At 52.5% G+C, this 26,080-nt stretch carries 23 protein-coding genes; 17 read left to right on the forward strand and 6 right to left on the reverse strand.

Going from position 1 to position 26,080, the window contains the following annotated elements; all coding sequences use genetic code 11:
• Positions 1–32 precede the first annotated feature (32 nt).
• The 3 genes from Q8O77_RS07840 to Q8O77_RS07850 are packed head-to-tail and all read left to right on the forward strand — an operon-like array spanning position 33 to position 1,997.
• Positions 33–734 carry a DNA-3-methyladenine glycosylase I gene (locus Q8O77_RS07840; protein ID WP_305552300.1) on the forward strand — a complete coding sequence of 234 codons (702 nt, stop codon included), beginning with the start codon at positions 33–35 and terminating at the stop codon, positions 732–734.
• Entirely contained in the window at positions 734–1,483 is a 750-nt protein-coding gene (locus Q8O77_RS07845) for a class I SAM-dependent methyltransferase (protein WP_305552301.1), read from the forward strand. The genes Q8O77_RS07840 and Q8O77_RS07845 overlap by 1 nt, the downstream gene beginning before the upstream one ends.
• Before the next feature lie 40 nt (positions 1,484–1,523).
• The gene (locus Q8O77_RS07850; protein WP_305552302.1) at positions 1,524–1,997 is read left to right on the forward strand and encodes a peroxiredoxin; all 474 of its coding nucleotides are present in this window, start codon (positions 1,524–1,526) and stop codon (positions 1,995–1,997) included.
• Between the two features lie 51 nt (positions 1,998–2,048).
• On the opposite strand, the gene Q8O77_RS07855 is transcribed toward Q8O77_RS07850, so the two are convergent.
• On the reverse strand, positions 2,049–2,954 hold the full coding sequence (locus Q8O77_RS07855) for a glycosyltransferase family 2 protein (RefSeq protein WP_305552303.1): 906 nt from the start codon (positions 2,952–2,954) through the stop codon (positions 2,049–2,051).
• A 23-nt stretch (positions 2,955–2,977) separates the two neighbouring features.
• A complete protein-coding gene (locus Q8O77_RS07860; RefSeq protein WP_305552304.1) occupies positions 2,978–3,889 on the reverse strand; it encodes a glycosyltransferase family A protein in 912 nt (303 codons plus the stop codon).
• A gap of 209 nt (positions 3,890–4,098) precedes the next feature.
• Here Q8O77_RS07860 and waaA point away from each other — a divergent pair, with 209 nt between their 5' ends.
• Together waaA and Q8O77_RS07870 are read left to right on the forward strand one after the other, a co-directional pair.
• On the forward strand, positions 4,099–6,105 hold the full coding sequence (gene waaA / locus Q8O77_RS07865) for a lipid IV(A) 3-deoxy-D-manno-octulosonic acid transferase (protein WP_305552305.1): 2,007 nt from the start codon (positions 4,099–4,101) through the stop codon (positions 6,103–6,105).
• Positions 6,106–6,272: 167 nt separating this feature from the next.
• Complete coding sequence (locus Q8O77_RS07870; RefSeq protein ID WP_305552306.1) at positions 6,273–8,390, forward strand: SEL1-like repeat protein; 2,118 nt, start codon at positions 6,273–6,275, stop codon at positions 8,388–8,390.
• Positions 8,391–8,471: 81 nt separating this feature from the next.
• On the opposite strand, the gene Q8O77_RS07875 is transcribed toward Q8O77_RS07870, so the two are convergent.
• Positions 8,472–10,805 (reverse strand): S8 family serine peptidase, encoded by a 2,334-nt coding sequence (locus Q8O77_RS07875; RefSeq protein WP_305552307.1) that lies wholly within the window; start codon positions 10,803–10,805, stop codon positions 8,472–8,474.
• Between the two features lie 370 nt (positions 10,806–11,175).
• Here Q8O77_RS07875 and Q8O77_RS07880 point away from each other — a divergent pair, with 370 nt between their 5' ends.
• From Q8O77_RS07880 to Q8O77_RS07905, 6 genes are all read left to right on the forward strand, one after another.
• On the forward strand, positions 11,176–12,357 hold the full coding sequence (locus Q8O77_RS07880) for an NAD(P)/FAD-dependent oxidoreductase (protein WP_305552308.1): 1,182 nt from the start codon (positions 11,176–11,178) through the stop codon (positions 12,355–12,357).
• Positions 12,358–12,370: 13 nt separating this feature from the next.
• Positions 12,371–12,679 carry a hypothetical protein gene (locus Q8O77_RS07885; protein ID WP_305552309.1) on the forward strand — a complete coding sequence of 103 codons (309 nt, stop codon included), beginning with the start codon at positions 12,371–12,373 and terminating at the stop codon, positions 12,677–12,679.
• Positions 12,680–12,702: 23 nt separating this feature from the next.
• Positions 12,703–13,677, forward strand: coding sequence for a DUF4862 family protein (locus Q8O77_RS07890; RefSeq protein ID WP_305552310.1), 975 nt, complete (start codon positions 12,703–12,705; stop codon positions 13,675–13,677).
• 128 nt (positions 13,678–13,805) lie between these two features.
• Positions 13,806–15,290 carry a TrkH family potassium uptake protein gene (locus Q8O77_RS07895; protein WP_305552311.1) on the forward strand — a complete coding sequence of 495 codons (1,485 nt, stop codon included), beginning with the start codon at positions 13,806–13,808 and terminating at the stop codon, positions 15,288–15,290.
• 12 nt (positions 15,291–15,302) lie between these two features.
• Positions 15,303–16,373, forward strand: coding sequence for a DUF4118 domain-containing protein (locus Q8O77_RS07900; protein ID WP_305552312.1), 1,071 nt, complete (start codon positions 15,303–15,305; stop codon positions 16,371–16,373).
• A complete protein-coding gene (locus Q8O77_RS07905; RefSeq protein ID WP_305552313.1) occupies positions 16,366–17,052 on the forward strand; it encodes a response regulator transcription factor in 687 nt (228 codons plus the stop codon). Before Q8O77_RS07900 ends, Q8O77_RS07905 begins: the two co-directional genes overlap by 8 nt.
• A gap of 4 nt (positions 17,053–17,056) precedes the next feature.
• On the opposite strand, the gene Q8O77_RS07910 is transcribed toward Q8O77_RS07905, so the two are convergent.
• Positions 17,057–19,138: a S9 family peptidase gene (locus Q8O77_RS07910; RefSeq protein WP_305552314.1), complete on the reverse strand. Its 2,082-nt coding sequence runs from the start codon at positions 19,136–19,138 to the stop codon at positions 17,057–17,059.
• A 255-nt stretch (positions 19,139–19,393) separates the two neighbouring features.
• Between Q8O77_RS07910 and Q8O77_RS07915 the strand changes: the two genes are divergently transcribed.
• The 6 genes from Q8O77_RS07915 to Q8O77_RS07940 all read left to right on the forward strand — a co-directional run bounded on the left by Q8O77_RS07915 (position 19,394) and on the right by Q8O77_RS07940 (position 24,858).
• Positions 19,394–19,951, forward strand: coding sequence for an NAD/FAD-utilizing enzyme (locus tag Q8O77_RS07915; RefSeq protein ID WP_305552315.1), 558 nt, complete (start codon positions 19,394–19,396; stop codon positions 19,949–19,951).
• A 69-nt stretch (positions 19,952–20,020) separates the two neighbouring features.
• On the forward strand, positions 20,021–21,415 hold the full coding sequence (gene coxB / locus Q8O77_RS07920) for a cytochrome c oxidase subunit II (protein WP_305552316.1): 1,395 nt from the start codon (positions 20,021–20,023) through the stop codon (positions 21,413–21,415).
• Positions 21,412–23,178: a cbb3-type cytochrome c oxidase subunit I gene (locus Q8O77_RS07925; RefSeq protein ID WP_305552317.1), complete on the forward strand. Its 1,767-nt coding sequence runs from the start codon at positions 21,412–21,414 to the stop codon at positions 23,176–23,178. The genes coxB and Q8O77_RS07925 overlap by 4 nt, the downstream gene beginning before the upstream one ends.
• A complete protein-coding gene (locus Q8O77_RS07930; protein WP_305552318.1) occupies positions 23,175–23,840 on the forward strand; it encodes a cytochrome c oxidase subunit 3 in 666 nt (221 codons plus the stop codon). The genes Q8O77_RS07925 and Q8O77_RS07930 overlap by 4 nt, the downstream gene beginning before the upstream one ends.
• A gap of 8 nt (positions 23,841–23,848) precedes the next feature.
• Positions 23,849–24,526: a cytochrome c oxidase subunit 3 gene (locus tag Q8O77_RS07935; RefSeq protein ID WP_305552319.1), complete on the forward strand. Its 678-nt coding sequence runs from the start codon at positions 23,849–23,851 to the stop codon at positions 24,524–24,526.
• A gap of 8 nt (positions 24,527–24,534) precedes the next feature.
• Complete coding sequence (locus Q8O77_RS07940) at positions 24,535–24,858, forward strand: cytochrome C oxidase subunit IV family protein (RefSeq protein ID WP_305552320.1); 324 nt, start codon at positions 24,535–24,537, stop codon at positions 24,856–24,858.
• Positions 24,859–24,866: 8 nt separating this feature from the next.
• Here Q8O77_RS07940 and Q8O77_RS07945 read toward each other — a convergent pair whose 3' ends face one another.
• Positions 24,867–25,427, reverse strand: coding sequence for a CBS domain-containing protein (locus Q8O77_RS07945; RefSeq protein WP_305552321.1), 561 nt, complete (start codon positions 25,425–25,427; stop codon positions 24,867–24,869).
• Between the two features lie 87 nt (positions 25,428–25,514).
• Positions 25,515–25,832 carry a hypothetical protein gene (locus tag Q8O77_RS07950; protein ID WP_305552322.1) on the reverse strand — a complete coding sequence of 106 codons (318 nt, stop codon included), beginning with the start codon at positions 25,830–25,832 and terminating at the stop codon, positions 25,515–25,517.
• Positions 25,833–26,080 lie beyond the last annotated feature (248 nt).

The raw sequence follows: 26,080 nt of genomic DNA on the forward strand, positions 1-26,080 counted from the left end.
CCTTATTTTTTTGCTAAAAGGTAAGGTTAATCGTGAATACTGCTGAGCCGTTTGCGCGTATTTATCAGCGCGCCTGTGAGCGCAAAGGTGGTGCTGAAGCACTGGAAGCCCTGTTGGGGCACAGTGCTGCGCCAGAGCAAATTGCTGCTATAGCGGACAACTTACTGCTGGGCGAGCTGACAAAAAAAGTGTTTCAGTCCGGTTTTGTCTGGCGTGTAGTACGGCAAAAGTGGCCGGGCTTTTGTGAGGTGTTTTTTGATTTTAATATTGAAAAAATCCTGCTGATGAGCGATGAAATGCTTGAAGCCAAAGCACGTGATGAACGCATTATCCGCAACGCAGCTAAAGTGTTTACCATCCGCCACAATGCCATGATGATTGATGATATTGCCCGCAAACACGGCAGCTTCGCCCGCTTTATTGCCGACTGGCCCACCACGGATATTATCGGTTTATGGGCTTACCTGAAACAGTACGGTGCAAGGCTGGGCGGTAATACCGGACCCTATGCTTTAAGAGCGATAGGCAAAGACACTTTTATTCTGAGTGAGGATGTTGAAGCCTACCTGCGTTCCACCAACGTATTTGATGGCGGTGTCAGCAGTAAGCGTAGTTTAAATCAGATCCAGCAGCAGTTTACAGCGTGGCAGCAGCAATCCGGTCGCAGTTTGCAGCATATCAGCCAGATCATTGCCTTAAGCGCCGGTGAGAATTTTGTCGGAATGCAGCAGTAATGCCGCTGAATTTATTACACAGCCCTGAGCTTAATGCAGACTATGCTGCCAGCCTCTGTCAGCAGTTTGGTTTAACCTTAACCACTGAGATCAATGGCTGGCATCTGGCCTGGCTGGATGATGCGCTGGTACTGCGTCACAGTGAGTTACCTAAGCAGGGCGATATCCTGGTCGATTTTGCCGGCGGTGCCGCCAGTTACCGGCGCCAATATGGTGGTGGTAAAAGTGAAGCCATTGCCAAAGCCTGCGGCCTGAATAAAAAACGCGATCTAACCGTATTAGATGCCACTGCCGGGCTGGGTCGTGATGCCTTTGTGCTGGCCAGTCTCGGCGCCAGCGTTACCATGGTGGAACGTAACCCTGCGGTGGCCGCCTTGCTGCATGACGGTTTGCGCCGTGGCAAACAAAGCGCTGAACTTAGCTGGCTGGGCGAACGTATGCAGTTGGTGCACAGCAGTGCGCTGGATGCGTTACAGCAACAGGCTGCGGTTGATGTGGTGTATTTAGACCCGATGTTCCCGCCAAGGGATAAAACCGCACTGGTTAAAAAAGAAATGCGCGCGTTTCACGACGTAGTGGGCAGTGATACTGACGCCGATGCCTTGCTGGCGCCGGCGCTGCAGTTAGCGCAAAAACGCGTGGTGGTAAAGCGGCCCGGCTATGCAGAGTTTTTGGCGGCAACAGCACCCACTATGTCGGTGACAGGCAAGAATAACCGCTTTGATGTGTATATTAATGCAGCAATTTAATGCTATTTTGACAACAGTTTACTTTAACAGGGGAAGCAACATGATTAAAACCGGCGATAAATTGCCTGAGGTCAGTTTTTCACAATTGACCAAAGAAGGCGTAATGAACCCAACCACCAGCCAGATTTTTGCCAATAAAAAAGTGGTATTGTTTGCTGTGCCGGGCGCATTCACGCCTACCTGCTCAGCGGCGCATTTACCGGGCTATATTACCCTGGCCGATCAAATTAAAGCCAAAGGTGTGGATAGCATTGTCTGCACCGCGGTAAATGATGCTTTTGTGATGAGTGCCTGGGCTAAAAGCCAAAATGCCGAAGAAATTGTGTTTTTGGCTGACGGCGGTGCAGCGTTTCATAAAGCCATTGGCCTGACCATGGATACCGGTGACTTTGGTGGTGTACGCTCACAGCGCTACGCCATGATCGTCGAAAACGGTGTGGTAAGCCTGCTCAATGTAGAAGCACCAAAAACTTTTGAAGTCAGTAAAGCAGAAGTGATTTTAGCGGCGTTGTAATTAAAAACGCCACTTCAGCCGCGGTGGCTGAAGTGGCGGCGTGCAAAGCTGTCAGCTTGTTTGGCGCAATGCCACAATCTTCCAACCATCTGCGCGGTATTTGTCGACAATAGCGCTGCGGGTGCCACGGTGATCCTGAGTTTGATAAGTGGCCACTTTTAACCGGCCAACGGCCTTGCCGAAATCCGGCCTGCAGCACCATAAAGATTGGTCATGCTCAGGGTGCGGCGGCACTAAGGTTTTAATGCCGCCATGCTTCAACGCCATGTAAGATAAGTGAATATCTTCACCATTATCCCAAAATTCCGGCTCTTCTATCCACATATAGCGCACATAAGCTTTACGCATAAACCAGGCGTGGCCGACTAAATCTACCTCTGTTACGGCGCTGTTTTGTGCACCGTTCCAGCCGGCTTTGTTCTTGCTGGAGTAGCCACCGTCAGCAGGCAACAGCACGCCCGAGCCTCCCAGGATGCCGTCATGGCCGCTTTCAATAGTGTTTAAACAGTTTTCAAACCAGCGTGGTTGCGGCAGGATGTCATCGTCAAAAAAGGCGACATATTCAGTACGTACCAGGCTGGCCAGTGCAAAGCGGCCCCAGAATAAAAAGTTGGTGTTGGATACCACTACGCGATCAGCTAATGCCGATATATCCAGCAAGTCGTCTTCACTGCGGTTAGACCACACCCAAATTTCATCCGGCGCTATGGTTTGAGCGCGCAGTGCTTTAATTTGTTCAGCCAAATACTCTGCACGGCGGTAGGCGGTTAAGATAACCGTAATGCCACTTTTTTTGGCTGGCGCCATAGGCGGCGCATCGCGGTTAAACACTATGGTATCGGCGGGCGCTGCCAGTTTGCGTTTTACCGCCCCGGATAGTTTAACGCGCCAAAATCCCAAAACCCGGGTCGACCACCACCAGCGGATACTTTGTGCAATTGTTTTTTTACGTGCCATAACTGTCTCTGCTGTTGTTAGCGTTATTTATTAATCAGCGCTGATTTAACGCGGCGAATGGCTTTGCGGATAACCGAAATTTTACTGTCTTCTTTATAACGGCCTTTTTCAGCGTGGCGGATAAGCAACAGGTTTGGCAGCGCAACCGGGACGCCCTGAGTGCCTAATAACCAGCGCAATGCGCGGTCTTCGTAGGTTTTTGTCCAGTGATACTTCGGCTTTTGGTATACGGCTAAATCATCGCAGTAGCCGCATTGGCGGGCAACATCGCCATGAATAATCTGAATAGCCCCGGTGGCGCGGTCAAATTTGCGGGGCTTAAACTTGGTTTTATCCACTTCCAACAGCTCGGTATTATCTTTACCGGCTGAAATCATCGGATCCGCTTCGGTTAACAGCGGCGTTACCAATAAAGTATCAGGGAACAGCAGAATTTCCTGCCGGCCTTTTAACAGCTGCTGCAGCGTATCAAGGCAGCCTTCATGAAATACCATGTCGCAATCGGCAAACCAGATCCAGTCTGCAGTAGTATGTTTTGATGCATGGTTACGGCCTATAGCACGGCGCAGCAACAACGGCGTTGGTAATGCCTGAAAGTTCCACTCGACATTTGGCACACTGATGGTTTGAAAATGTTGCAGCAGTTTGGCTGTGGCCTGGTCTTCTTCTGAATAAAATACCGTAAAACGCACCTGCATATCTTTTGGCGGGTACTTTACCAGCGAGCTTAATTGATAGACAAAGAAACGGGCGTAGTTCCAGCAGTGGCTGACAATTTCCAGTTTAATATTGTCGTTTACCACGCGCAGGTTGGCTTTGTCCGGCTGGTTTTTAATAAAGGCGGTGGCCGGAAAATAACCTGAGGCAGCAAAGCGCAGTAAAAATTCTTTTACGCCATCCAGCATGGCTGGTTGCTGGTGTTCTGGTAACGCCATAGTTAAGCTCCAAGGATCAGGGGGCATTCTGCCTGAAAAAAGACAGTAATCTGACAACAAATAAAGTGGCTAGATTAGCATTTAATGTCGTTTTGAAACAGAATCTTTTGGTATCGCAGGGCTAATTTTGGCATTATGGCGGCGATTATAGCGCGCCTGATAAGGCGTAATGTTACTCATGCCTGACAGTTAACCGCAGGAACCTGTTAATGCCACAGCTGTTTGCCCGTTTTTGCTACAACGTCCTGATTTACCTCGCCATGCTGCCTGCGCTGTTGTATCTGCTGCTGCGCTCCCGCAAGGATCCGGCATACCGTGCGCGTATGGCCGAGCGTTTTGCCTTGCAGCAAGTGCCGGCTGCTGCAATGGGCGGCATAGTAGTGCATGCGGTGTCGGTAGGCGAAGTTGTCGCCGCCACACCGCTGATTAAAGCGCTGCAACAGCAGTATCCGCAGTTAACCCTTACCATAACCTGTACTACACCAACCGGCTCGGCACGTATTGTCAGCAACTTTGCCGACAGCGTGTATCACTGCTACTTACCGCTGGATACGCCAGGCGCAGTGCAACGCTTTTTACATAAACTGCAACCGCAGGCGGTTATCGTGTTGGAAACCGAATTGTGGCCAAATTTACTGCAGCAATGCCGCCGCGCTCTTATCCCCACTATCGTAGTGAATGCGCGGTTGTCGGCGCGCTCTGCCCGCGGTTACTGCCGTTATTACGCGTTCAGCCGGTTGGCGCTGGACAATATCAGTATGTTATTAGCGCAAGACAGCGCTACCGCACGGCGTTTTAAAGCGCTGGGCTGCAAGGCGCAGCTTAGCGTGTGTGGCAATTTAAAATACGATATGGCAGTGCCTGCCCACATCGATAGCCTGGTGGCGCAGTTCCGGCCGCAACTGAGCGGGCGCAAAGTGTGGGTGGCCGGCAGCACCCATGCCGGCGAAGATGAGCAGCTAATCAGCGCCTTTCAGCAGTTAAGTGCTGAGTTTCCTGACTTATTGCTGATTCTGGTACCGCGCCATCCGGAGCGTTTTGACGCCGTAGCGCAGCTGCTATCTGATACCGGCTTAAATATGCTGCGGCGTAGCGGGCAGCGCGCGGTAACGGCCGCGACTCAGGTATTGCTGGCAGACACCATGGGTGAGCTTCTGGCGTGGTATCAACTGGCGGATGTAGTGTTTATCGGTGGCAGCTTAATTGAGCGTGGCGGGCACAACCCGCTGGAAGCAATGTATTTTGCCAAACCGCTGCAAACCGGGCCGCATGTGTTTAACTTTGCCAAGGCTTACCAGTGGCTGGAGCAGGCTGGCGCAGTTAATTGGGTATCTGATACCACCACTTTGATCAGTAACACAGCACAGTTGCTGCGACAGCCACAGCAAACAGCAGAGCAGGGGGCAAAAGCGCTGGCGTTGTATCAACGTCACGGCGGGGCTTGCGCACGCATGAGCCGGGTTATCAGCGACTATTTAGCCGCTGACAGCGGTCATTTTCGTGTCCGGCAAGTGGGTAGTGTTGTGCAGTGGTATGACGCCCGGGTATTTCAGCAACCGGACGAGTTAAGCTTTAGCGCGGCGCATTGGCAACAGCAGCAGGCGGTTATCGGCCAGTCACGCGGGCGTAATATTGCCTGGTTTATCCGCCATAACGGCACGGCGTTGGTAATGCGGCATTACTATCGCGGCGGCCTGATTGGCAAGTTGGTAAAAGATAATTTTAGTTATCAAAACGTGCCCGAAAGCCGTGCCATGCAGGAGTTTAACCTGCTGCGCTATATGCGCCGCTGCGGCTTGCCGGTGCCGCAACCGTTAGCCGCGCAATACGTGCGCCGGGGGTTGTGTTACCGTGCCGATATTATGATAGCGCTGATTGCCGGCAGTCAGGATTTGGCAACTATACTGGCCAGCGGCAGCGTGCTTAGTTCATTACAGTGGCAGCAGGTAGGCCGGGTTATCGCGCGGTTTCATCAGCAGGGGGTGTATCACTCCGACTTAAATTGCCACAATATTTTGCTCGATAGTGCAGACCAGGTCTGGCTGATTGATTTTGATAAATGTGCAGTGCGGGCCCCCGGCGACTGGACGCAGCAGAATCTGGCGCGGTTACAGCGCTCACTGCAAAAAGAGCAGACTTTGCATGCTGCTTTTAGCTGGCAGCAGCAAGACTGGCAGGCACTGCTGCAAGGCTATAATCGGCAGTTTAACGATTAAAAACGGCCGTTTATCGCGGTTTTTGGCGTTTTATTCACCCTGAGTTCACTTTTAATCTCTGATTCGCCCTTGGTGTAAGTCACTTTCTTTGATATAACAGCTGTCAGTGAAAGGGGGCATCTATGCGGCTAAACAAAATAATAATAAGCTTAATGGCAGTCAGCTGTATGCTGTCTGCAGAACCGCAACAAAAAATTGCCGCAGCAAAAGCGGCTTACCAGCAGGGCGATCACGCTAAAGCCGCAGAACTGTGGCAAAGTCTGGCGCTGGACGGTAATGCTACGGCGCAGTTTGAGCTGGCAAAATTGTATTCTCTTGGGCATGGTGTTGAGCAAGATGCATTGCAGGCCGCTTATTGGCTGGAGCAAGCCGCTTCTGCCAGTACCGACTTTGCTGAATCCGCCAGGGCGCAGCGCGATATTGCCAATGGTTTAACACAGTTAAAGGCGCAACAGCAAGCCGCTGAGGTGGCAACAACCGCAGCAGTTACGGTAGCAACAGCTGCACCAACCGCTACCCCAAGTGCGCCACCACCACCTGTTGCCACCGTTACCGTTGCCGCTGCAGCAAAAGCTGCACCGGCGCAACGTGCGGTGCAAAAGGCGGCAGGACCGGAATTGCCGGTAAAAGAGCTTGCCGATGCCCGCTTTGACAGCGGTTTGCGCGCCTTTGAGCAGCAAAGTTATGCCGAAGCATTCAGTCATTGGTATCCGCTGGCAGAATCCGGCCTGGCCGATGCGCAATTTAATTTGGCGGCTATTTATGCCAATGGTTATGGTATTAATAGTGACCAGTTGGCTGCAGCGCGCTGGTTTAGCGCAGCAGCAGAGCAGGGCATGGCGCAAGCACAGTACCAGCTGGCGGTGGCGCATGCCAATGGCAAAGGTGTGGCACAGGATGATGCGTTGGCTGTGTACTGGTATCAAAAAGCTGCAGAGCAGCAATATAGCCTGGCGCAGTACAATCTGGGCTTTATGTATGCCACCGGTCGCGGCGTTACGCAAGATGAGGCCAGTGCCTTGCTCTGGTACGAGCGTGCGGCACAGCAGGGTGATGTGGATGCGCAATTTATTGTTGCCGGGCGTTATCAGGACGGGCGTGGTACCAAGGCTGATGTGAACAAAGCCATTGCCTGGTATCAGCGAGCATTGGCACAAAACCACAGCCGTGCAGCGTTCCAACTGGCGCAGCTCTATTTACAGGGGCTGGGTGTAGCGAAAAACGAAAGCCGTGCTTTTGAATTATTCAGCCGTGCTGCAGCCCAGGGCGTGGTGGAGGCTCAGCGCGAAACCGGTATCAGTTATTCGCTGGGTCGTGGTGTACGTAATAACGACGGCAAAGCCGTGGAACTGTTACAACAAGCCTGTAGTGCAGAGGATATGGCGGCGTGCTTTTATCTGGCGCAGCACGTTACCGAAGGGCGGGGTGTTAAAGCGGACGCTGCCCGCGGCATGCAGTTATTTCAGCAGGCAGCTAAAGCCGGCAATGCGGAGGCTCAATTCCGCTTGGGCCAAATGTTAAGCCAGGGTCAGGGTGTGGCGGTAAATGAAGCTGCAGCCTTTAACTGGTTTTTACAGGCGGCGAAGCAGGGCCATGCTGAAGCGCAGTATCTCAGCGGTTTACGCTTGGCCAACGGCACCGGGGTGACACAAAATGATGCTGAGGCGGTGAAGTGGTACCGCTTGGCAGCAGCGCAGGGCGTGCTGTATGCGCAATATAATCTGGGCTTTATGTACGGTGCCGGCCGCGGCGTACCGCAGGATGATGCTCAAGCGCTGATTTGGTATATCAAGGTAGCAGAGCAAGGCGATGCCGATGCGCAGTTTAACCTTGGCCTGCGCTTTGAAACCGGCCGTGGTGCACGCCAGGATGACAATCAGGCTGTAGCCTGGTATCAGAAAGCGGCAGCGCAGAACCATCAACGCGCCATAGCACACCTCGGCTATATGTACGAAAAAGGTTATGGCGTAAGTTTAGACGAGCGTAAAGCCTTTGAGCTGTATCAGCAGTCGCTGGCGGCGAAGGTACCACGGGCTTTAACCGCCTTAGGCTTGTTTTATAAAAACGGCCGCCAGGTAAAAGCCGATGATAAAAAAGCCGTGGAGCTGTTTGCTCAGGCGGCAGAGCAGGGTTACGCTAACGCGCAATATAACCTCGGCTGGATGTATGAGTATGGCCGCGGTGTCAGCAAAGATTTGGTGAAAGCGCGTGACTTATATCAGCTGGCAGCAGAGCAAAGCGAACCGTTAGCCCAGGCGCAGTTAAGTCGGTTATTGAATCCCTAGTATTCAAAAAATACTGCAGCGCAATAACAAAGGCCGGCATTATGCCGGCCTTTGGTTTATCAGACTAAGCTGATTGAGCTGTTACGGCTGATAACTGGTAGTTAACGTCAGGCCGCTTACTGCGCTGTAACCATACACTGAAATATGCCATACCGCTGCTTGCGGGTTGGCAAAGCTACAGCTTTCTGCATTACCGGATTTATACGGCCGGCAGTCATAGCTGGTGGTAGTTGGCTGGCTGCCGCGTTTAACGTACAGATCGGCATCACCGCTGCCACCGCTGGTTGCTACAGTAAGACTGCTCATGCCGGCCGGCACAGTAACGGTGTAGTGCTGCCAGGCGCGACGGGCAATGCTGATATTTGATTCTGTCAGAGTTGCGCCTTCGGCACCACCATCGCCGCCACCGGAGGCCGCAGTGTAATCTGCCAGCAAGGACACAGCGGAGTATGCGCTGTAGCCGTTAAGCATCACATGATAGGTACCGGCTTGAGCCGTAGCGAAGCTGCAGCTTTCGTTGTTGCCACCCTGGTAAGGCCGGCAATCATAACCCGAGCTGGTGGGCGCGCTGCCAAACTTAACATACATATCAGCGTCACCTGAGCCGCCGGACAGGTTAAATGTCAACTCAGTAGCACCGGCAGGCACGGTAAAGGTGTAGAAGGTATTGCTGCCCGTTGCACCAGACAGACCGGTGCTTGCTACGCCTTTTTCCAGCGCATTATCTGCCGGCGGTGGTGGCTCTTCACCGCCGTTACCGCTGCCGTCACAACCATTTTGCGCTATGTAGTCAAAGGCGGTTTTAGTGCGCACTAAACCGTAGCCATAGGAGTTATCACGGCCGGCAGTGCCTAAATCTTCAGCGGTGACCGCCAATACGTTACGGATTTGTGCATTGCTACATTGCGGATAGTGGCTCCACAGCAGGGCGGCGACACCGGCTACATGCGGTGATGCCATAGAAGTACCACTCATTAAGCCATAGTTGCTGGCGCCTGAGTTAAGGCTGGCGGTTTGGCCAAGCCGGCTCATTAATGCCTGACCAACGGCCTGGGTTACCGCCAACGCCGGAATGCTTGTGCCCGGGTTATCGCCTAAAGTACCGCCAAAATCACCGGCAGCATTGTTGTAGATAATAGCGGCTAAACCACCGCCGTCTTCACAAGACTGCACTTTTTGCACAAAGCTGACATTGCCGCGCTCAATCAGACAAATTTTATTCGCCACGCTGCTGCAGGTCGTTTCGCCCAGGCCACAGCTGGCTAAAGCGGCGTTGGCGCTGCCATCAGTTGAGTTGGTCATCGGGCTGCTGTCATAGCTGGTGCTGCCCACGCTTAACGTGGCTTCAAGACCTGTGCCTTCAGGGTAGGTCGAGCGGATATCGACGCCCGGGCCTGACAGTTCAACCTGGCTGTTACGCTGGGAAAAATCAGCCAGCTGTTTGTTTTTATCAATAGCGGCAACCGAAACCACCGCATTGTACGAGGCCGGGTAAGACATTACGGTATTGCCATCGTTACCGGCAGCAGCAATCAATAACACGCCCTGATCAAAAGCTGCCTGCATAGCGTTAGATTCTGTGGTACTTGAACCTTCGCCGCCCAAACTCATATTAATTACCGTAGCACCATTGCTGACACAGGTATTTACCGCGTTGGCCAGCGTTGAACTGTAGCCCCAGCCTTCTTCATTAAACACTTTGATAATATGCAATTTAATGTTGCCGTTTGGCATTACGCCCAGCATGCCGCTGGCGTTGTTCAGTGCGGCTATGGTGCCGGCGACATGGGTACCGTGCGGGCCGCCATTGTCATACCAGTTACCGGTGCCGGCGTTATTAGTGCCGGTAATGTTGCCGCTTAAGAAGTCCTCATGCGGTAAGTCCAGCCCCGAGTCAATAACACACACCTTCTGGTTCGAGGCAAACTGGTCGCTGACCTGATCGGCCTGCACCATGGTGTAGCCGAAGGGTACTTGCTGTGCCATCGGGTAGCGTTTGTAATCTTCTTCTATCAGTTCTACTTCGCTGTCGTTTTGCAGTTCGGCCAACTCAGCTGCATTAAGCTCGGCAGCCAGTGCCGACTGCGCCGCCAGCAATTGTTTAACCTTTGCACCGCGGCGTTCAATGCGCTGCTGGCGCCGCTCCAGGTTATAACGCCGGCGCTCGGCGGCATTAATATTAAACAAGCCCGGGCTGGCCGCATCCAACTGCTGTTGTTTGTATTTGATGATATAGCGTTTACGACCATCAGCTACGCTCTGGCTGGTTTTCAGTGTTGCCGCCAGCGGGCTGGCATAGTGGCTGGCTTGGTCGATACTGTTTTGGCTTTGTGCAGCAGCGCCGGTTGCCACCAGCAAAGTCGCCGGCAGGCACAGTAACGCCAGCTTGGTAAGTGTGAACTCAGGTTTTTTCATCTGTTTCTCTGCTTATTTATTGTTATATGTTCCCCGAAGGATGACAACTTATTGCAACCCTGCAATAACATCTGCCTTCGTTTTAACCAAACTGTAATTAAGTGTAAATCGGCGAAATGGTGACAATTGTTACAACAGGCGGCGGACAAAAATGTTGTCGGGAAAAAAGGTCTTTTTTTAAACACAGCAGAAAAGCCATACTGAGCGGCACTGCCGGCTGTAGCCGGATCTGCGATTTACCGGGCTTAGCGCTATATATCAAAAAGATATAATTTATACGCATTATTGCTATAGGCGCAGGCATAGATTGCATCCGCCGGCAGAGTCGCCGACAATAGCGGCTTTTGCGTCAGACAGGTAAACAGGCGTTATGCAGCAGTGGGATGTAATAGTAATAGGTGCCGGCGCAGCGGGCTTAATGTGCGCGATAGAAGCCGGTAAGCGTGGCCGCAAAGTACTGGTGCTGGATAACGGTAAACGCGTTGGCCGTAAAATTTTAATGTCCGGCGGTGGCCGCTGTAATTTCACTAATATCTATGCTGCGCCGGAGAATTTCCTGTCGCAAAACAAACACTTTTGTAAATCGGCGTTAAGCCGTTACACGCAGTGGGATTTTATCGCCCTGGTGCAAAAGCATGCTATTGCTTACCATGAGAAAACCCTCGGTCAGCTGTTTTGTGATGATTCCGCCAAAGATATTGTCGATATGCTGCTAAGCGAGGCTAAAGCCGCCAATGTGCAAATTGCGCTGCAGCAAAGCATTAGCGGCGTCAGCTTTGCTGACGGCCAATACACCGTTACCACGGCCGAACTTAGCCGGCAGTGCACAAGCTTAGTGGTCGCCAGTGGTGGTTTAAGCTTGCCGAATTTAGGCGCAACTGCCTTTGGCTTTCAGCTGGCCGAACAGTTTGGTTTAAAAGTGCTGCCACTGCGCGCAGCCTTAGTGCCATTAACCTGGCAACCGGCTGATAAAGCGGTATTTGAGGAAATCAGCGGTGTGTCCTTACCGGTAACGGCAGAGGCCAACGGCACGGTATTCCCGGAAGATATGCTGTTTACCCATCGCGGTTTAAGCGGGCCGGCCATACTGCAAATTTCCAGCTATTGGCAACCGGGCGATGAAGTAACAGTAAATATGGCACCGCAAACCGATGTGGCAGAGTTTCTCGCCACGCAGCAGCAGGCTCACCCGGAGCAGGAAGTCAAAACCGCGCTGGGCAAATTACTGCCGAAACGGTTGGTAGAAAAACTGCTGGAGTTAAATATCTTCACTAACCAGCCGCTAAAAGCACTAAACCCGAAAAGCATTAAACACATCGCTGACAGCCTGCACGGCTATGTATTTAAACCCAACGGCACCGAAGGCTATCGCACCGCAGAGGTGACCATCGGCGGTGTTGATACCGACTATTTATCCTCGAAAACCATGGAAGCGAAACAGCAACCCGGCTTGTATTTTATCGGCGAAGTAGTCGACGTTACCGGTTGGTTAGGCGGCTACAATTTCCAGTGGGCCTGGGCCAGCGGTTGGGTAGCGGGGCAGTATTGTTAAGGTAAGTGGTATTATGAAAAAACTCTCTAAAGTTCAACTTAAACAACAGGCCGCGGTGTTAGATGCGGTGACCAGGCTGGAGCAGCAAGCGCTGCTGGAATTGCCGGGCGCGGTGCAGTGTTGGTTTAGCCTGGAGTATGAAGCCTTTCCGGTGTCGCTGCTGGTGCGGTTGCAGTTTACTGAACAAGCTATGTTAGATGCGGCGCAGCCTCAGCTGCTAACGTGGCAAAAGCGCTTAAGCGGCTTATTGCTGAAAAAAGGTATAGTGCTGAAAGATATGCGTAAACACCTGGTATTTACCCTGAATAGCCCCGACGATTAAGCGTTAAATAGGACAAGCAAACGATGAAATACTACCTTGGCGCTTATGCCGTTTCACCCAATCACAGCGGTTGGCAGCCTGAGCTTGAAACTGCGTTTTATAACGAATTAAAAGCGCTGCCGAATATCAAAGGCCTGGAGCATCCGTTTTTAGGTGCTTTGCACCAGCATGATGACAACTGGTTTTTAGCGAATATTCAGCCGGATTGGGATTATGTGTTTACCTGTATTCCCGGCATTATGAATGCATTGGGGCAAAATCCGTTATTTGGTATTGCCTCGGATGACGAAGCCGGGCGCCAGGCTGCGCTGGATTTTATGCAGCAGGCCTGTGCTGCTATTGGCAAACTCAACGCCCATTTGGGCCGGCATGCGGTAACGGCAATTCAAATTCAAACCGCACCGGCACGGCATAAAGCGGCAGCATCTAAAGCCGCCCTTCAAGCTTCGCTTGAGACTATGTTGCAGTGGGACTGGCACGGCGCCCGGATTGTGATTGAGCACTGTGATGCTTATGTTGATAGCCACACACCGTCAAAGGGCTTTTTAGCGCTTGGCGATGAGCTTGAGGTAATAACACAGCTAAATACGCAGCTCAGCACAACGCAGCAATTAGGCATAGTGATTAACTGGGGCCGTTCGGTATTTGAAACCCGCCGTGTTGATGGGGCATTGGAGCATATTCGGGCCGTGCAGGCCGCTGGGGTGTTAAGCGGGCTGATGTTCTCCGGCGTATCTGACCAGCACAGCGAATACGGCGCCTGGCGCGACAGCCATCAGCCGCCACAGCAAAGCGCACTGGTACCACATGGTGAGCCCGGCAGTTGGATGACAGAGCAGGCCATGCATAACTGCCTGGCAGCGTGCGACTCCCCGGAGGCATTATTAGTGTTAGGAGCCAAAATTGGTATCCGGCCACTCAGCGCGTCAGTGGCGCAGCGTATCGCTACTGTCCGCGATACTCTGGCCATTTTAGATCGATACTTTGCAGCGGTATAATCAGCCGGTCGCCGTTAATCTTTATAAAATCTTTATACTGCAGCGCTAAATCTTTAGAAAAGCTTTACAACGGTGCAGGCGGGATAGCGTTAGGCTTGCGCTATCAATCTTTGCTGCAGTATATCCTGATGTCTGGTTATTCTTTTGTGCTTGGCGATACGGAAGTTGAAAACAAGCATTTCTTTTACCGCGTAATAGGTTATCTGCTGATTAGCCTGAGCCTGGCGCAGTTTGTCACTATGGCGGTAAGCTTTGCGCTGCAGGACCGGGCGTTCTGGAACTTTCTGCTGGCGGGAGCCATAACCCTCAGCGCCGGCGGCGTGCTGGTGCTGCGCTCCGGCAGTGCCGTACAGTTGAAAAAACGTTATCTGTTTTTACTCACCACTTTGTGCTGGTTATCGGTATGTCTGTTCGCTGCCTTGCCGTTTTATCTGAGTGTGCCGGGCCTTAGCGTTACCGATGCCTGGTTTGAAACTGTGTCGGCGATTACCACTACCGGCTCTACCGTGTTAAGTGGCCTGGATACCAAGCCAAGGGCCGTGCTGCTGTGGCGGGCGATACTGCAGTGGATTGGCGGCATTGGTATTATTGTCATGGCCATAGCGATACTGCCGGCGTTGAAAATCGGCGGTATGAAACTGTTTAAAACTGAAAGCTCGGATATTTCGGAGAAAATACTGCCGCGCAGCAGCAGTTTATCCAGCTCTATTTTAATGGTGTATTTGGGCATCAGCGTGGCGGCGGCTGTCAGCTATTATGCCGGTGGTATGTCGTTGTTTGATGCCATCACCCATGCCATGACATCGGCCGCCACCGGCGGTTTTGCCAATTACGATGCGTCCTTTGGCCATTTTAACGATAAACCCTGGTTACTCTGGTTCAGCAGTATCTGGATGGCGCTGGCAGCGCTGCCGTTTGTGCTGTTTGTAGGCATGGCACGCGGCGATAAATGGGCACTGCTGCGCGACCCTCAGGTAAAAGCCTTTATCGCTGTAGTGTTGGTAGCAGCTTTGCTGCTGGCCGGTTATCAGATAATACATGACGAGCGCGATTGGTTTTCGGCGCTAACCCACAGTGTGTTTAATGTGGTGTCGGTGATCACCACCTGTGGCTATGCCTCGGAGGATTACACTTTATGGGGCAGCATGGCGGTGGTGCTGTTTTTTTATCTGACCTTTAGCGGCGGTTGCTCCGGCTCAACCTCAGGCGGGCTGAAAATTTTCCGTACTCAGTTATCCGGCTATATGCTGCTGAAACAGCTGAACCTGTTAATTCACCCTAATGCGGTCTGGACGCAAAAATACGGCAATAAAAAAGTCGATGACAGCCTGCTCAGCGCTGTGCTGGCATTTGCGTTTGTGTATTTTGCTACTATAGCGGCATTGGCATTGGTGTTATCCATGTATAATCTGGATTTTGTGACCGCGTTAACCGGTGCCGCTACGGCGGTAGGTAATGTTGGCCCCGGGTTGGGCGATGTCATTGGTCCGGCCGGCAACTTTGCTTCTTTGCCTGATGGTGCAAAATGGTGGCTTACGCTGGGCATGCTGCTGGGCCGGCTGGAGATCCTGACCATGTTATTACTGTTTACGCCAATGTACTGGCGTTATTAAGGCCGCTGAACGATGAAACTGACCCACGCCAGACATTTTGCCCTGTGGCAGCTGTTGCTGCTGGCGCTGGTCGTACCGGTAGTTATTGCGCTGCTGTTGCTGCCGGCCAGAGCGCTGCTTAATACTACCGACGTTGCCATGCTGCAGTTATTGTGGGTAACCTGGGTGGCGCAACAAGCGGGCCAGCGTTGGGCAGTTATTACTACGGTTAGCAGCGTGCTGTTGCTGAACTGGTTTTTTGTCACACCTTATTACACCCTGTATATCCACCATATCGACTATCTGGTTACCTTTATTGTTATGTTGCTGCTTGGCAGTTTTATCGGCCGTTTATCGGGCCGGTTACGGATTGAGCTGGCGCGGGCAAAAAAGCATATGCGTCAGCGCCAGTTACTGGCCGGCAAAACCCGCCAGGCCAGATTCAGGGCTGAGCTGGAACACAGCCGCGCTATGCTGTTACGCTCCATTTCGCATGATTTACGCACCCCGCTGGCTACCATTATGGGCGCATCCAGCATGCTGGCCGATAGTGAACTGACATTGAGCAGCGACGAAATACGCGAGCAGGCGGCTAATATCTACCGTCAGAGCAGCTTGCTGAGCGAACATTTTGACAAGGTAATGGAGCTAAGTCGGGTGCAGCAGCCACAGCACACTTTGGCCCGTGCTGAGCTGGATGTGGCCGATGTGGTGTCGGCCGCTATCAGCCGCCGCGCACAGTTACTCAGCAATCAGCCGTTACAAATCCAGCTTAGCAGCAGTGCCCATTGCCTGGCCGACAGCACCCTGCTGGAAATTGCGCTGGCCAATATGCTGGAAAACGCCGTGCGTCATGGCGCAGCGCCGGTATCGGTAAGTTTTAATCAGGACAACGGCTACTACCATTTGCGTGTCAGCAATGCTATCGCCAGCCACAACAAGGCGCAGCGCGACAGCGGCACCGGGCTTGGCACCGCCATTTGTAAAGCCGTTATGCAGTTACACGCCGGCCAGTTCAGCCTGCACAGTAGCGATAATCAAACCATGCTGGCGCAACTGCGCTGGCCGGCAACAACCGATACCGTGGGGCAAAACGTTGGCTGAAACCATACTGGTGTTAGAAGATGATCCGGCGATGCAAAGCTTTCTCAGCACCTTGCTGAAAAGCCATCAGCATAAGGTGCTGAGCTTTACCGCCGGTTTGCCGGCCTTGCAATGTTTAGTGACTGAGCCGGCGGAGCTTATTTTGCTTGATTTGGGCCTGAGCGATATGGACGGTCAGGTCTGGCTGCAGCAGTTGCGTGGCTGGTGTGAGACCCCGGTGATCGTCATATCAGCCCGTCATAGCGAGCAGGATAAAGTGCAGGCGCTGGATAACGGCGCCAACGACTATGTAACCAAGCCGTTTAGTGCAGCCGAGCTGATGGCCCGCATTCGCGCCAATTTGCGCAAAGTTGCCAGTGCTCAGCAGGTGTTTGCTTTTGGTGAAGTACAGCTGGACCCGGTCAGCCGCACGGTGCAGCGCGCTGGCCAGCCGGTGCATCTGACCAAAACCGAATATGACATTCTGCTGTTATTGATGCGTCATGCCGACAAAGTACTGACGCATAACCAGATCCTGACTCAGGTATGGGGTAAAACCTACACTGAGCGGCCGGAGTACGTGCGGGTGCACATGGCACAACTACGGCAGAAACTGGAAGCGAACCCGGCGGCGCCGGCGTTTTTGAAAACTGAACCCGGCGTAGGCTACCGCTTAACCGTAGCCGCCACCGGGTTGTAGCCGCTTAGTTTGACGGCGTGCGGTATTTCTCAAACCAGGCCAGCATATACTCTACTTTTTCGATCATCCGGCCCGGACGGTTCGATATGCCGTGTGGTGAACCCGGAATGCGTACCATTGCCGTATCAATGCGGCGTAGTTTCAGCGCTTGATAAAACTGCTCTGATTCAGAAATCGGTGTACGGCGGTCCTGCTCACCGGTAATTAAAATGGTCGGGGTTTGCACATTGCCAACCAAGCTCAGCGGCGAGCGCTGCCAGTAATGTTCAACATTTTCCCACGGCACACCAGGGAACTGGTGAAAGGTTTGGTAAGTGTAAGAGTCGCCGGTCAGCACCTTACTTAACCAGTTAATAATCGGTTTTACCACTGCCGCCGCTTTGTAGCGGTTGGTCAGGCCAATGGCATAAGCGGTGGCAATACCGCCGGCCGAGCCGCCACCGATAAACAGGTTGTTCTCATCGATAAAGCCCAGCTGCAGCATGGCATTAACGCCGCTGTCATGGTCGGCATAGTCTTCCGGCGAGCTGTACTTATTGTGCAGTAACATGGCAAAGCGTTCACCATAAGAGGAGCTGCCGCGATGGTTATCATAAAACACCACATAACCTTCTTTGGCATAGCGCTGCATTTCGGCGCTCCACTGCGGGCCATAGGCTAAATGCGGACCACCATGAATTTCCAGCAACAGCGGGTATTTTTTTGCCGGGTCAAAATCCGGCGGTGTCATATACCAACCCTGAATTTCCTCGCCATCAAACGACGATTTGTAAATAATCTCATGCACCTGTGCCAGCTTTTTATGGCCGAGTAAATCCTCGTTCAACGCAGTAAGTACTGTGCTTTTGCCTTTTTGCACTACAGCGACATCGCTTGGGCGTTGGCTGCTGCCATGGGTATAGGCAATAACGCCATTGTCAGATACGCTGTACTGACCACTTAAATACGGCTGCGGTTGTGACACGCCGCCCAAACTGGCAGTCAGTTCAGTCAGTTTGCCTTTAGTGGTCAGCGTGCCAAGCTTACGTTGGCCGCGGTCATCGTACTGCACTACAAAGCTTGAGTTGCTCAGCCAGTTCGGGCTTTGAATACTGCGGTCAAAATCGGCAGCTATATCGCTGATAGTATTGTTGCTAAGCTGAAGTACTTTTAGCTTGCTGTTGCTGTAAGGCACCAAATCGTTGCTTTGCCATAAAAATGCCAGTTGTTTGCCATCGGGTGAAAATACCGGCGCCGATTCATCGCCGGCCATGGTAGTCAGGGCCTTCAAAGCACCGCTGGCTAAGTCTAACCGGTACAGGTTACTGTCGCGTGGCTGAAACTCCCACTCCGGGTCCAAATTAGCGGAGAACACCAGTGCCTGGCTATCCGGGGTAAAGCTTAAATCACTGCCGTAGTGAAAATCACCGGCGGTGAGTTGCCGCTCTGTACCGCCACTGACCGGCAAGACAAAAATTTGCCGGAACTGCGGTTTTAAAAAGCCCTGGCCATCGGCTTGATAGCGCACGCGATCAAGCACTATAGCCGGCTCTGACCATTTGGCACCGGCCGGCTTTTTCACCTTCTTTACCCGCTGCTTCACGTCAGCTTCGCTGGCGTCAACATTCATGGTAAACGCCAACTGCTTGCCGTTTGGTGCCCAGGTTAGGTTAGACGGGCTCTGGCGTAAATTGGATAACTGTGCGGTTTTATTTTCCGCCAGATAATGCAGGTGAATTTGCCGCGAACCACTCCTATCTGAGATAAACGCCAACTGTTGGCTGTCGGCTGACCAGCGCGGCTGGCTGTAGTTAAATTTGTCGGCAAACAACGGTAGCTGCCGGCCGGATTTTACGTCCAGCAGCCACAAGCTGGTGCGGGTGCTGTCGGTCATAATGTCGTTACTGGCACGCACATAGACAATTTTGCTGCCATCGGGTGAAATCTGCACATCGCTGGCGTATTCCAGCGCAAAAATATCTTCGGCTTCAAAATAGCTGCTGCCGGCGCTTTGCTTAACTGCGGCGCTGCGGCTAACCGGTTCTTCAGCCTGCAGTAACGGGCTGGTAAGCAGCGTGGCCAATATAACGGAGGTAAAAGTTCGCATAGTCTTCATCCGGATAAACGCTTTATAAATATTTGCGTATCAAACTACCCCGGACCCGGCATCAGAGCAAACCTAATAGCGGCAAAGAGCCGGTTTTCAGCGGCATAACGGCGCCAGGAGAAACTGAATAAAAACAATGGTTAGGTTAAAAAATGTACAGTCTTGTTAATTGCTGCCTATACTTGAACACTGAGACCTGCGCCCAAGCTTGGCGCACACGCCACAACAGCTGGTTTCTGACCGGAGGATAGGGTGATGTTAAGACGTTATTTTATCAGTGATGACCTGGACGATTTAGCTACAATTGAACAGGAGCTGGAAGCACAAGGTATAGCGACACCGCAAATACATGTGTTAAGTGAAAGTGATGCCGAAGTGGAGTTGCATCATCTGCATGAAGTTGCTCCGGTGCTGAAAAGCGATGTGGTGCATGCCACTGAAGTCGGTGCAGTTATCGGTGTCGTCGGGGCAATACTGGTTTTGGCACTGGCTTGGTTTATGGGCTGGACTAATACGGCAGCCGGTTGGATCCCGTTTATTTTTCTTGCCATAGTGGTGTTGGGGTTTTGCACCTGGGAAGGTGGCTTTATTGGTATTCAGCAACCTAATGTGAATTTTAAGCGCTTTCAGGAATTACTGCATCAGGGCAAGCATGTGTTGTTTATCGACATTGAGCCGGAGCAGGAAGTGGTAATGAAAAAGGTATTGGGTAAACATCCGCGCTTGCAAAGTGCCGGTGACGGCGAGGCGACGCCGGGCTGGGTGGTGCGCAGTCAGCAGTTTTTCCGCCGTTTTGTTAAAGCCATGCCTTAAACGGCATGGCATTGTATTAAACTGAACTCAAGCAGTACCCGTTCACTTTAAGCGTAAGGATCACCGGGTATGGCCATAATTATTGTCCTTGTGCTTCTGGTGCTGGGTTCTGTTGCCTTTCATTTTATCAGCCCCTGGTGGTTTACGCCGATTGCCTCAAACTGGCAGTCGATAGACACCACTATCAACATAACCTTCTGGGTTACCGGCTTTGTCTTTGTCGCCGTAAATTTATTCCTGGCCTATGCCGTGTTTCGTTACCGCTTTAATAAAGACCGCAGCGCCGCCTATCAGCCGGAAAATAAAAAGCTCGAAGCCTGGCTTACGCTGTTTACCACAGTAGGCATTGTCGCCATGTTAGCCCCCGGGCTTTATGTCTGGGGTCAGTTTGTTGAAGTACCGGACGATGCGACAGAGGTCGAAGCGGTAGGCCAGCAATGGCACTGGAGTTTCCGCTTGCCCGGAGAAGATGGCAAGCTGGGCGAAGTCGATCCGCGTTTAGTCAGTGAAGCCAACCCCTTTGGTATTAACCCCGCAGACCCGGCAGGCCAGGATGATATCCTGGTGCAAAGCAACGAGCTGGTATTACCGCTTGATAAGCCGGTTAAGGTGCTGCTGCGCTCTAAAGATGTGCTGCATAACTTCGCTGTGCCGCAGTTTCGGGTAAAAATGGATTTGGTGCCCGGCATGGTCACCTACCTGTGGTTTACGCCTACCCGCGAGGGCCGTTTCGACATTATGTGCGAGGAGCTGTGCGGCGTAGCGCACTTTGCCATGCGCGGCAAAGTACGGGTAACGGCTGAGGCAGAATACCAACAATGGCTGGCGGCACAACCCACCTTTGCCCAAAGCCAAAACCGCTATGCCGGTGATGCAGAGCTGGGCCGTGCTATGTATCAGGTCTGCGCAGCCTGCCATGGTGCAAACGGCGAGGGCAACAGCCAATTGAATGCCCCGGCGTTAGCCGGCCAGAGCCGCTGGTATTTAAAGCGCCAGTTGCAGCATTATCAACAGGGAATTCGCGGCAGCAACGAAGCTGATCTGTACGGTGCACAAATGGTGGCGATGGCCAATATGCTGCAGGATGAGCAAACTCAGGCCAATGTGCTGAGCTTTATTGATAGCCTGCCAGCGCCGGAAATAAAACGCGCAGATGGCGATATGCAGCGGGGCCGCGCCCTGTACCGTAATTGCGGCTATTGCCATGGCAGCAGGGCACAGGGCATTTACGCCATGAACGCGCCGGCGTTAACGGCGCTTGATGCCACTTATTTGCGCCGGCAACTGGACTACTTTAAACAAGGCGTACGCGGCAGCCACAGTGCAGATTTTTACGGTGCCCAGATGCAGCTGATGGCGCAGTCGCTGCACAGTGAGCAGGACTATGCCGCCATTATTGCTTACATCTCCTCTTTATCTAATACCGCCGGCAGTGATGCTGCCACGTTAAGGAGCGCACCATGAGCCATATTGCGGTGACCGACCAGCCGGACGAATCCAAACACCCGCACAGTTTTATTACCAGGTATATCTGGAGTCAGGACCATAAAGTGATTGCCATTCAATATGGCATTACCGCCATTTTTGTCGGCCTTATTGCCCTGCTGTTATCGGCATTGATGCGCTTGCAGCTGGGCTTTCCCGATACCTTCTCATTTATCGACCCGTCGGCCTATCTGCAATTTGTTACCATGCACGGCATGATAATGGTGATTTACCTGCTAACGGCGCTATTGCTCGGCGGCTTTGGTAACTACCTGATCCCCCTGATGATAGGTGCACGTGATATGGTGTTTCCCTATCTGAATATGCTCAGCTACTGGACCTATCTGTTGTCGGTCATTGTGCTGCTGGCCAGTTTTTTTGTGGTGGGCGGCCCCACCGGTGCCGGCTGGACACTGTATCCGCCGCAGGCCATTTTACCCGGTACGCCCGGTGCCGATGGCGGCATAGTGCTAATGCTGGTATCGCTGGCGATTTTTATCGTCGCCTTTACCATGGGCGGGCTTAATTACGTTACGACCATTTTGCAGGCCCGCACCAGAGGCATGACGTTAATGCGGATGCCGCTAACCATCTGGGGCATTTTTATCGCCACCATTTTAGGCTTGCTGGCGTTTCCGGCGTTGTTGGTCAGCGCCATTATGATGCTGCTGGATAAAGTAGCCGGCACCAGCTTTTTTATGCCGGCCTTGTTATCACTGGGCGAACAGCTGGATTACAGCGGAGGCAGCCCGATTTTATTCCAGCATTTGTTTTGGTTTTTCGGCCACCCCGAGGTGTATATCGTGGCCTTGCCGGCCTTTGGTATGGTGTCAGATGTGTTGGCCACCCATGCGCGGAAAAACATCTTTGGTTATCGCATGATGGTATGGGCCATAGTGGCAATTGGTGGCTTAAGTTTTGTGGTGTGGGCGCACCATATGTATGTCAGCGGTATGAACCCGTATTTTGGTTTCTTCTTTGCTACTACCACCTTAATTATCGCTGTGCCCACGGCATTGAAAGTGTACAACTGGGTGCTGACCTTGTGGCGCGGCAATATTCATTTAACCACCCCTATGCTGTTTGCTATCGGCTTTATTTTTACCTTTGTACACGGCGGTTTAACCGGGCTGTTTCTCGGTAATGTAGTGGTGGATTTACCGCTGTCCGACACCTACTTTGTCGTGGCGCACTTTCATATGGTCATGGGCGTATCGCCGATTATGGTGTTGTTCGCGGCCATTTATCATTGGTTTCCGAAAGTGACCGGCCGCTTTTTGCATGAAGGCTGGGGTAAATTTCACTTTTGGGCTACTTTTCTTGGCACCTATGCCGTGTATTTGCCGATGCACTACCTCGGTTTTCTTGGTGTACCGCGGCGTTACTTTGCCATGGGCGGCAGTGATTTTATCCCGGAGTCGGCACAATCGCTGAATGCCGGTATCACAGTGTCGGCCATTATTGTTGGTGTGGTGCAGCTGATTTTTATTGCTAACCTGATCTGGAGTTTACGCAAGGGTAAGCCGGCCGGCAGCAATCCGTGGCAGGCGACCACGCTGGAATGGCAAACCGAGCATACGCCGCCTGGCCACGGCAACTGGGGGAAAACGGTGCCGGTGGTGTATCGCTGGGCCTATGATTACAGCGTACCTGGTGTAAAGGCCGACTTTATTCCGCAAAACGTACCGAATGAGCAATTGCAGTATACCGATGAGCAGCTATACCGGGAGTCACAGCAATGAGCGTAATAAGCAAGCTGCGGGAAAAACCCTGGTTGGCGCACCCGGCCGGCATGGACCCGGCGTTGCAAACGACAGCGCAGCGCTGGCCACAACGTACGGCTTTACTTTTTATGTTGGCTATCAGCACTGTACTGTTTTTCCTGTTTACCATTACCTTTTTAGGCCGTACTCAGCTGCCGGACTTTCAGGCGCTGGCGGGGGAGCCGTGGCAGCCGCTGACCCGGCCGGGGCTGCTGTGGCTGAATACTCTGTGGTTGTTGCTCAGCAGTGTGGCAATGCAACTGGCGCTGTGGCAATCAAAGCGGTTACGGCAAAAGGTCAGCCCCTGGCTGGCGCTGGCTACGCTGCTGTTGCTGTTATTTTTAGCCGGGCAATGGCAACTGTGGCAGCAGTTGTTGGCACAGGGTTATGCGCTGCGCACTAACCCGGCCAACAGTTACTTTTACTTATTTACCGCCGTGCATGGTTTGCACTTGCTGGCAGGCTTGCTGGCACTGGCTAAAGTATGGTGGCAGCGCCGGGCGCCCGTGCAGTTCAGCCGCAGTTTGCAACTGTGCACCACCTATTGGCATTTTCTGTTTGTGGTATGGCTATTGTTGTTTGCGCTGTTAACCAGCTCTGCCGATACCTACAACACCCTTGCTGCTTTATGCGGCTTTTGAGGTGAGCGATGACAGCTGACAGCAACAGCAGCAGTAAAACCGCCGGCGGTTGGCCATCGGTGGTCAGTGACTGGAGTGCCGACAAAGAAGCCTTCCGCATGCCGTGGGGCAAGCTGATGATGTGGATCTTCCTGCTGGGCGACACCTTTATTTTCAGCATTTTTCTGGTTGGTTACATGAATGTGCGGATGTCGACCACTGCCGCCTGGCCCAACACCAGCGAGGTGTTTGCTTTAACGGTGGCCGGCCAGCATATTCCGTTGCTGCTGATTGCCATTATGACGTTTGTGCTGATCACCAGCAGCGGCACCATGGCAATGGCTGTGAACTATGCTTACCGCGGTGCCCGCAAAGCCACATTTTGGTTAATGGTAATTACCGCCATCTTAGGCGCATTGTTTGTGGCGATGCAGGCGTTTGAGTGGAGCAAATTAATTTCTGACGGCGTAAGGCCCTGGGGCAATCCGATGGGGGCGGCTCAGTTTGGTGCGGCGTTTTTTATGATCACCGGGTTCCATGGTCTGCATGTCAGTGCCGGGGTGATCTACCTGTTGGTAATTGCCAACCGCGTACGCAAAGGCCACTACGAGCAAAAAGGCTATGACATCGTCGAAATTACCGGTCTGTACTGGCACTTTGTCGATCTGGTGTGGGTGTTTATTTTCGCCTTTTTCTATTTATGGTGAGGTGAGTTATGACACAGAGCGTAAATCAGCAGCATCCAATCAGCCTGTATTTGAAAATATGGGGCTGGTTATTTGTGCTTAGCAGCCTGTCGTATATGGTGGATTATCTGCAACTGCAGGGGGCTTTGCGTTGGGGCCTAATTTTGCTGTTTATGCTGCTAAAGGCAGGGTTAATTATCAGCATTTTTATGCATGTGGCGTGGGAGCGGTTGGCGGTAAAGTTACTGCTGTGTTTACCGCCGCTGGCCATTCTGGTGCTGATAGGGTTAATGGCTATTGAAGCCAACTACACTTTTTTATCCCGGCTGCTGTTTTTCAGTCAACCGGGATAGTGCCGGTCTCAGGCAGTCAGGCTGTCGAAAATATGCAAAAAGGTGGGTGTTTGCTGAATGTGCAACTGCACCTTTAACCGGCGCGCTATATCCTGGGCGCTGATCACGCCGCGGATTTGGTGCGATTCGCGGTCTACCACCACACAGTGTTGCTCGCCGCTGGATTGCAGGGTATTTACCACATCTGCAATGCTACAGTGCTGCAGTTGCTGATACGCCAGCGCTTTAATGCGCTCACGCGGGCGCATTAAATCTGCCACTTTAATGTCGTCGCGGCTGTCGCCAAAGGCAACGCGGCGCATAATGGCCTGGTCTGACAATTGCTCCAGATGAATTAAACCGGCCAGTTCGCCGTCATGGTCCACCACCAGTTTAAGCTTGGCTTGCTCCTGCTGCATCATTTCCAGGGCGTCGCGGGCTGAGCTGGTGCTGCTGATCATATTCGGTTGGCTGTGTTTAAAGTCAGTGACCACACTCAGTGCCGGTGAGCTTAAGGTGGTACCGTCAAAATCGTCCGGTTGTACTAAATGATCAATGGCTTCAACAGCATATAAGGCTAATGTTTTCATCGTGTTTCCTCAGATACCGGTACGCAGAGGCCATACCGGCTAACAATAAATAATGAGTGTGAACAGCAGAGGCTGCCCGGACAAAACTTAGAGTGAGGAGATTACCGGTGGCGCACGGGCCTGCAGCGACAGCAGAACATAGCGCCACACTGAGGTGCGGCCGCCACTATAACTATTCAGGTACAGCGGCAGGTTATGTTTCAGCGCAATGCCGGGCAATGCAGGGTGCTGTTCTTCGCCGGCGTCTTGTTCAGTAGTGAACGCTGTCTGGTGCAGTAACGGGCTGATGGCCTGTAGCTGGGTTTCTGCCATTGGTGATAAGCGTTTATCGTGCACCGCAAAGGCTTGCGGCATACACAATAAGCTTAAATACAACAATATGGCAAAACTACTTAGCCAGCGCATAAAACCTCGTTACCTTATGACATAGCAGTGCATTACACACTGCGTCAAATGATAATGAGCGCTTGTTCAGCACCCCGCAAGGGGGCTGCTGCAAAAATAGTCGCTAAATGCGATTAACGGCGGGTTTTGGCCGACACTTTGCCGGTTATATACCTGCCAGCAGTGATTTAAGCAACAAGGCTACCAGCGTAAGGCTGCACAGGCCGGCCAGATACAACAGCAAAAACCATACGGCTTTGGGTAACGGG

The organism is Rheinheimera sp., assembly GCF_030690345.1.
GTDB lineage: Bacteria > Pseudomonadota > Gammaproteobacteria > Enterobacterales > Alteromonadaceae > Alishewanella.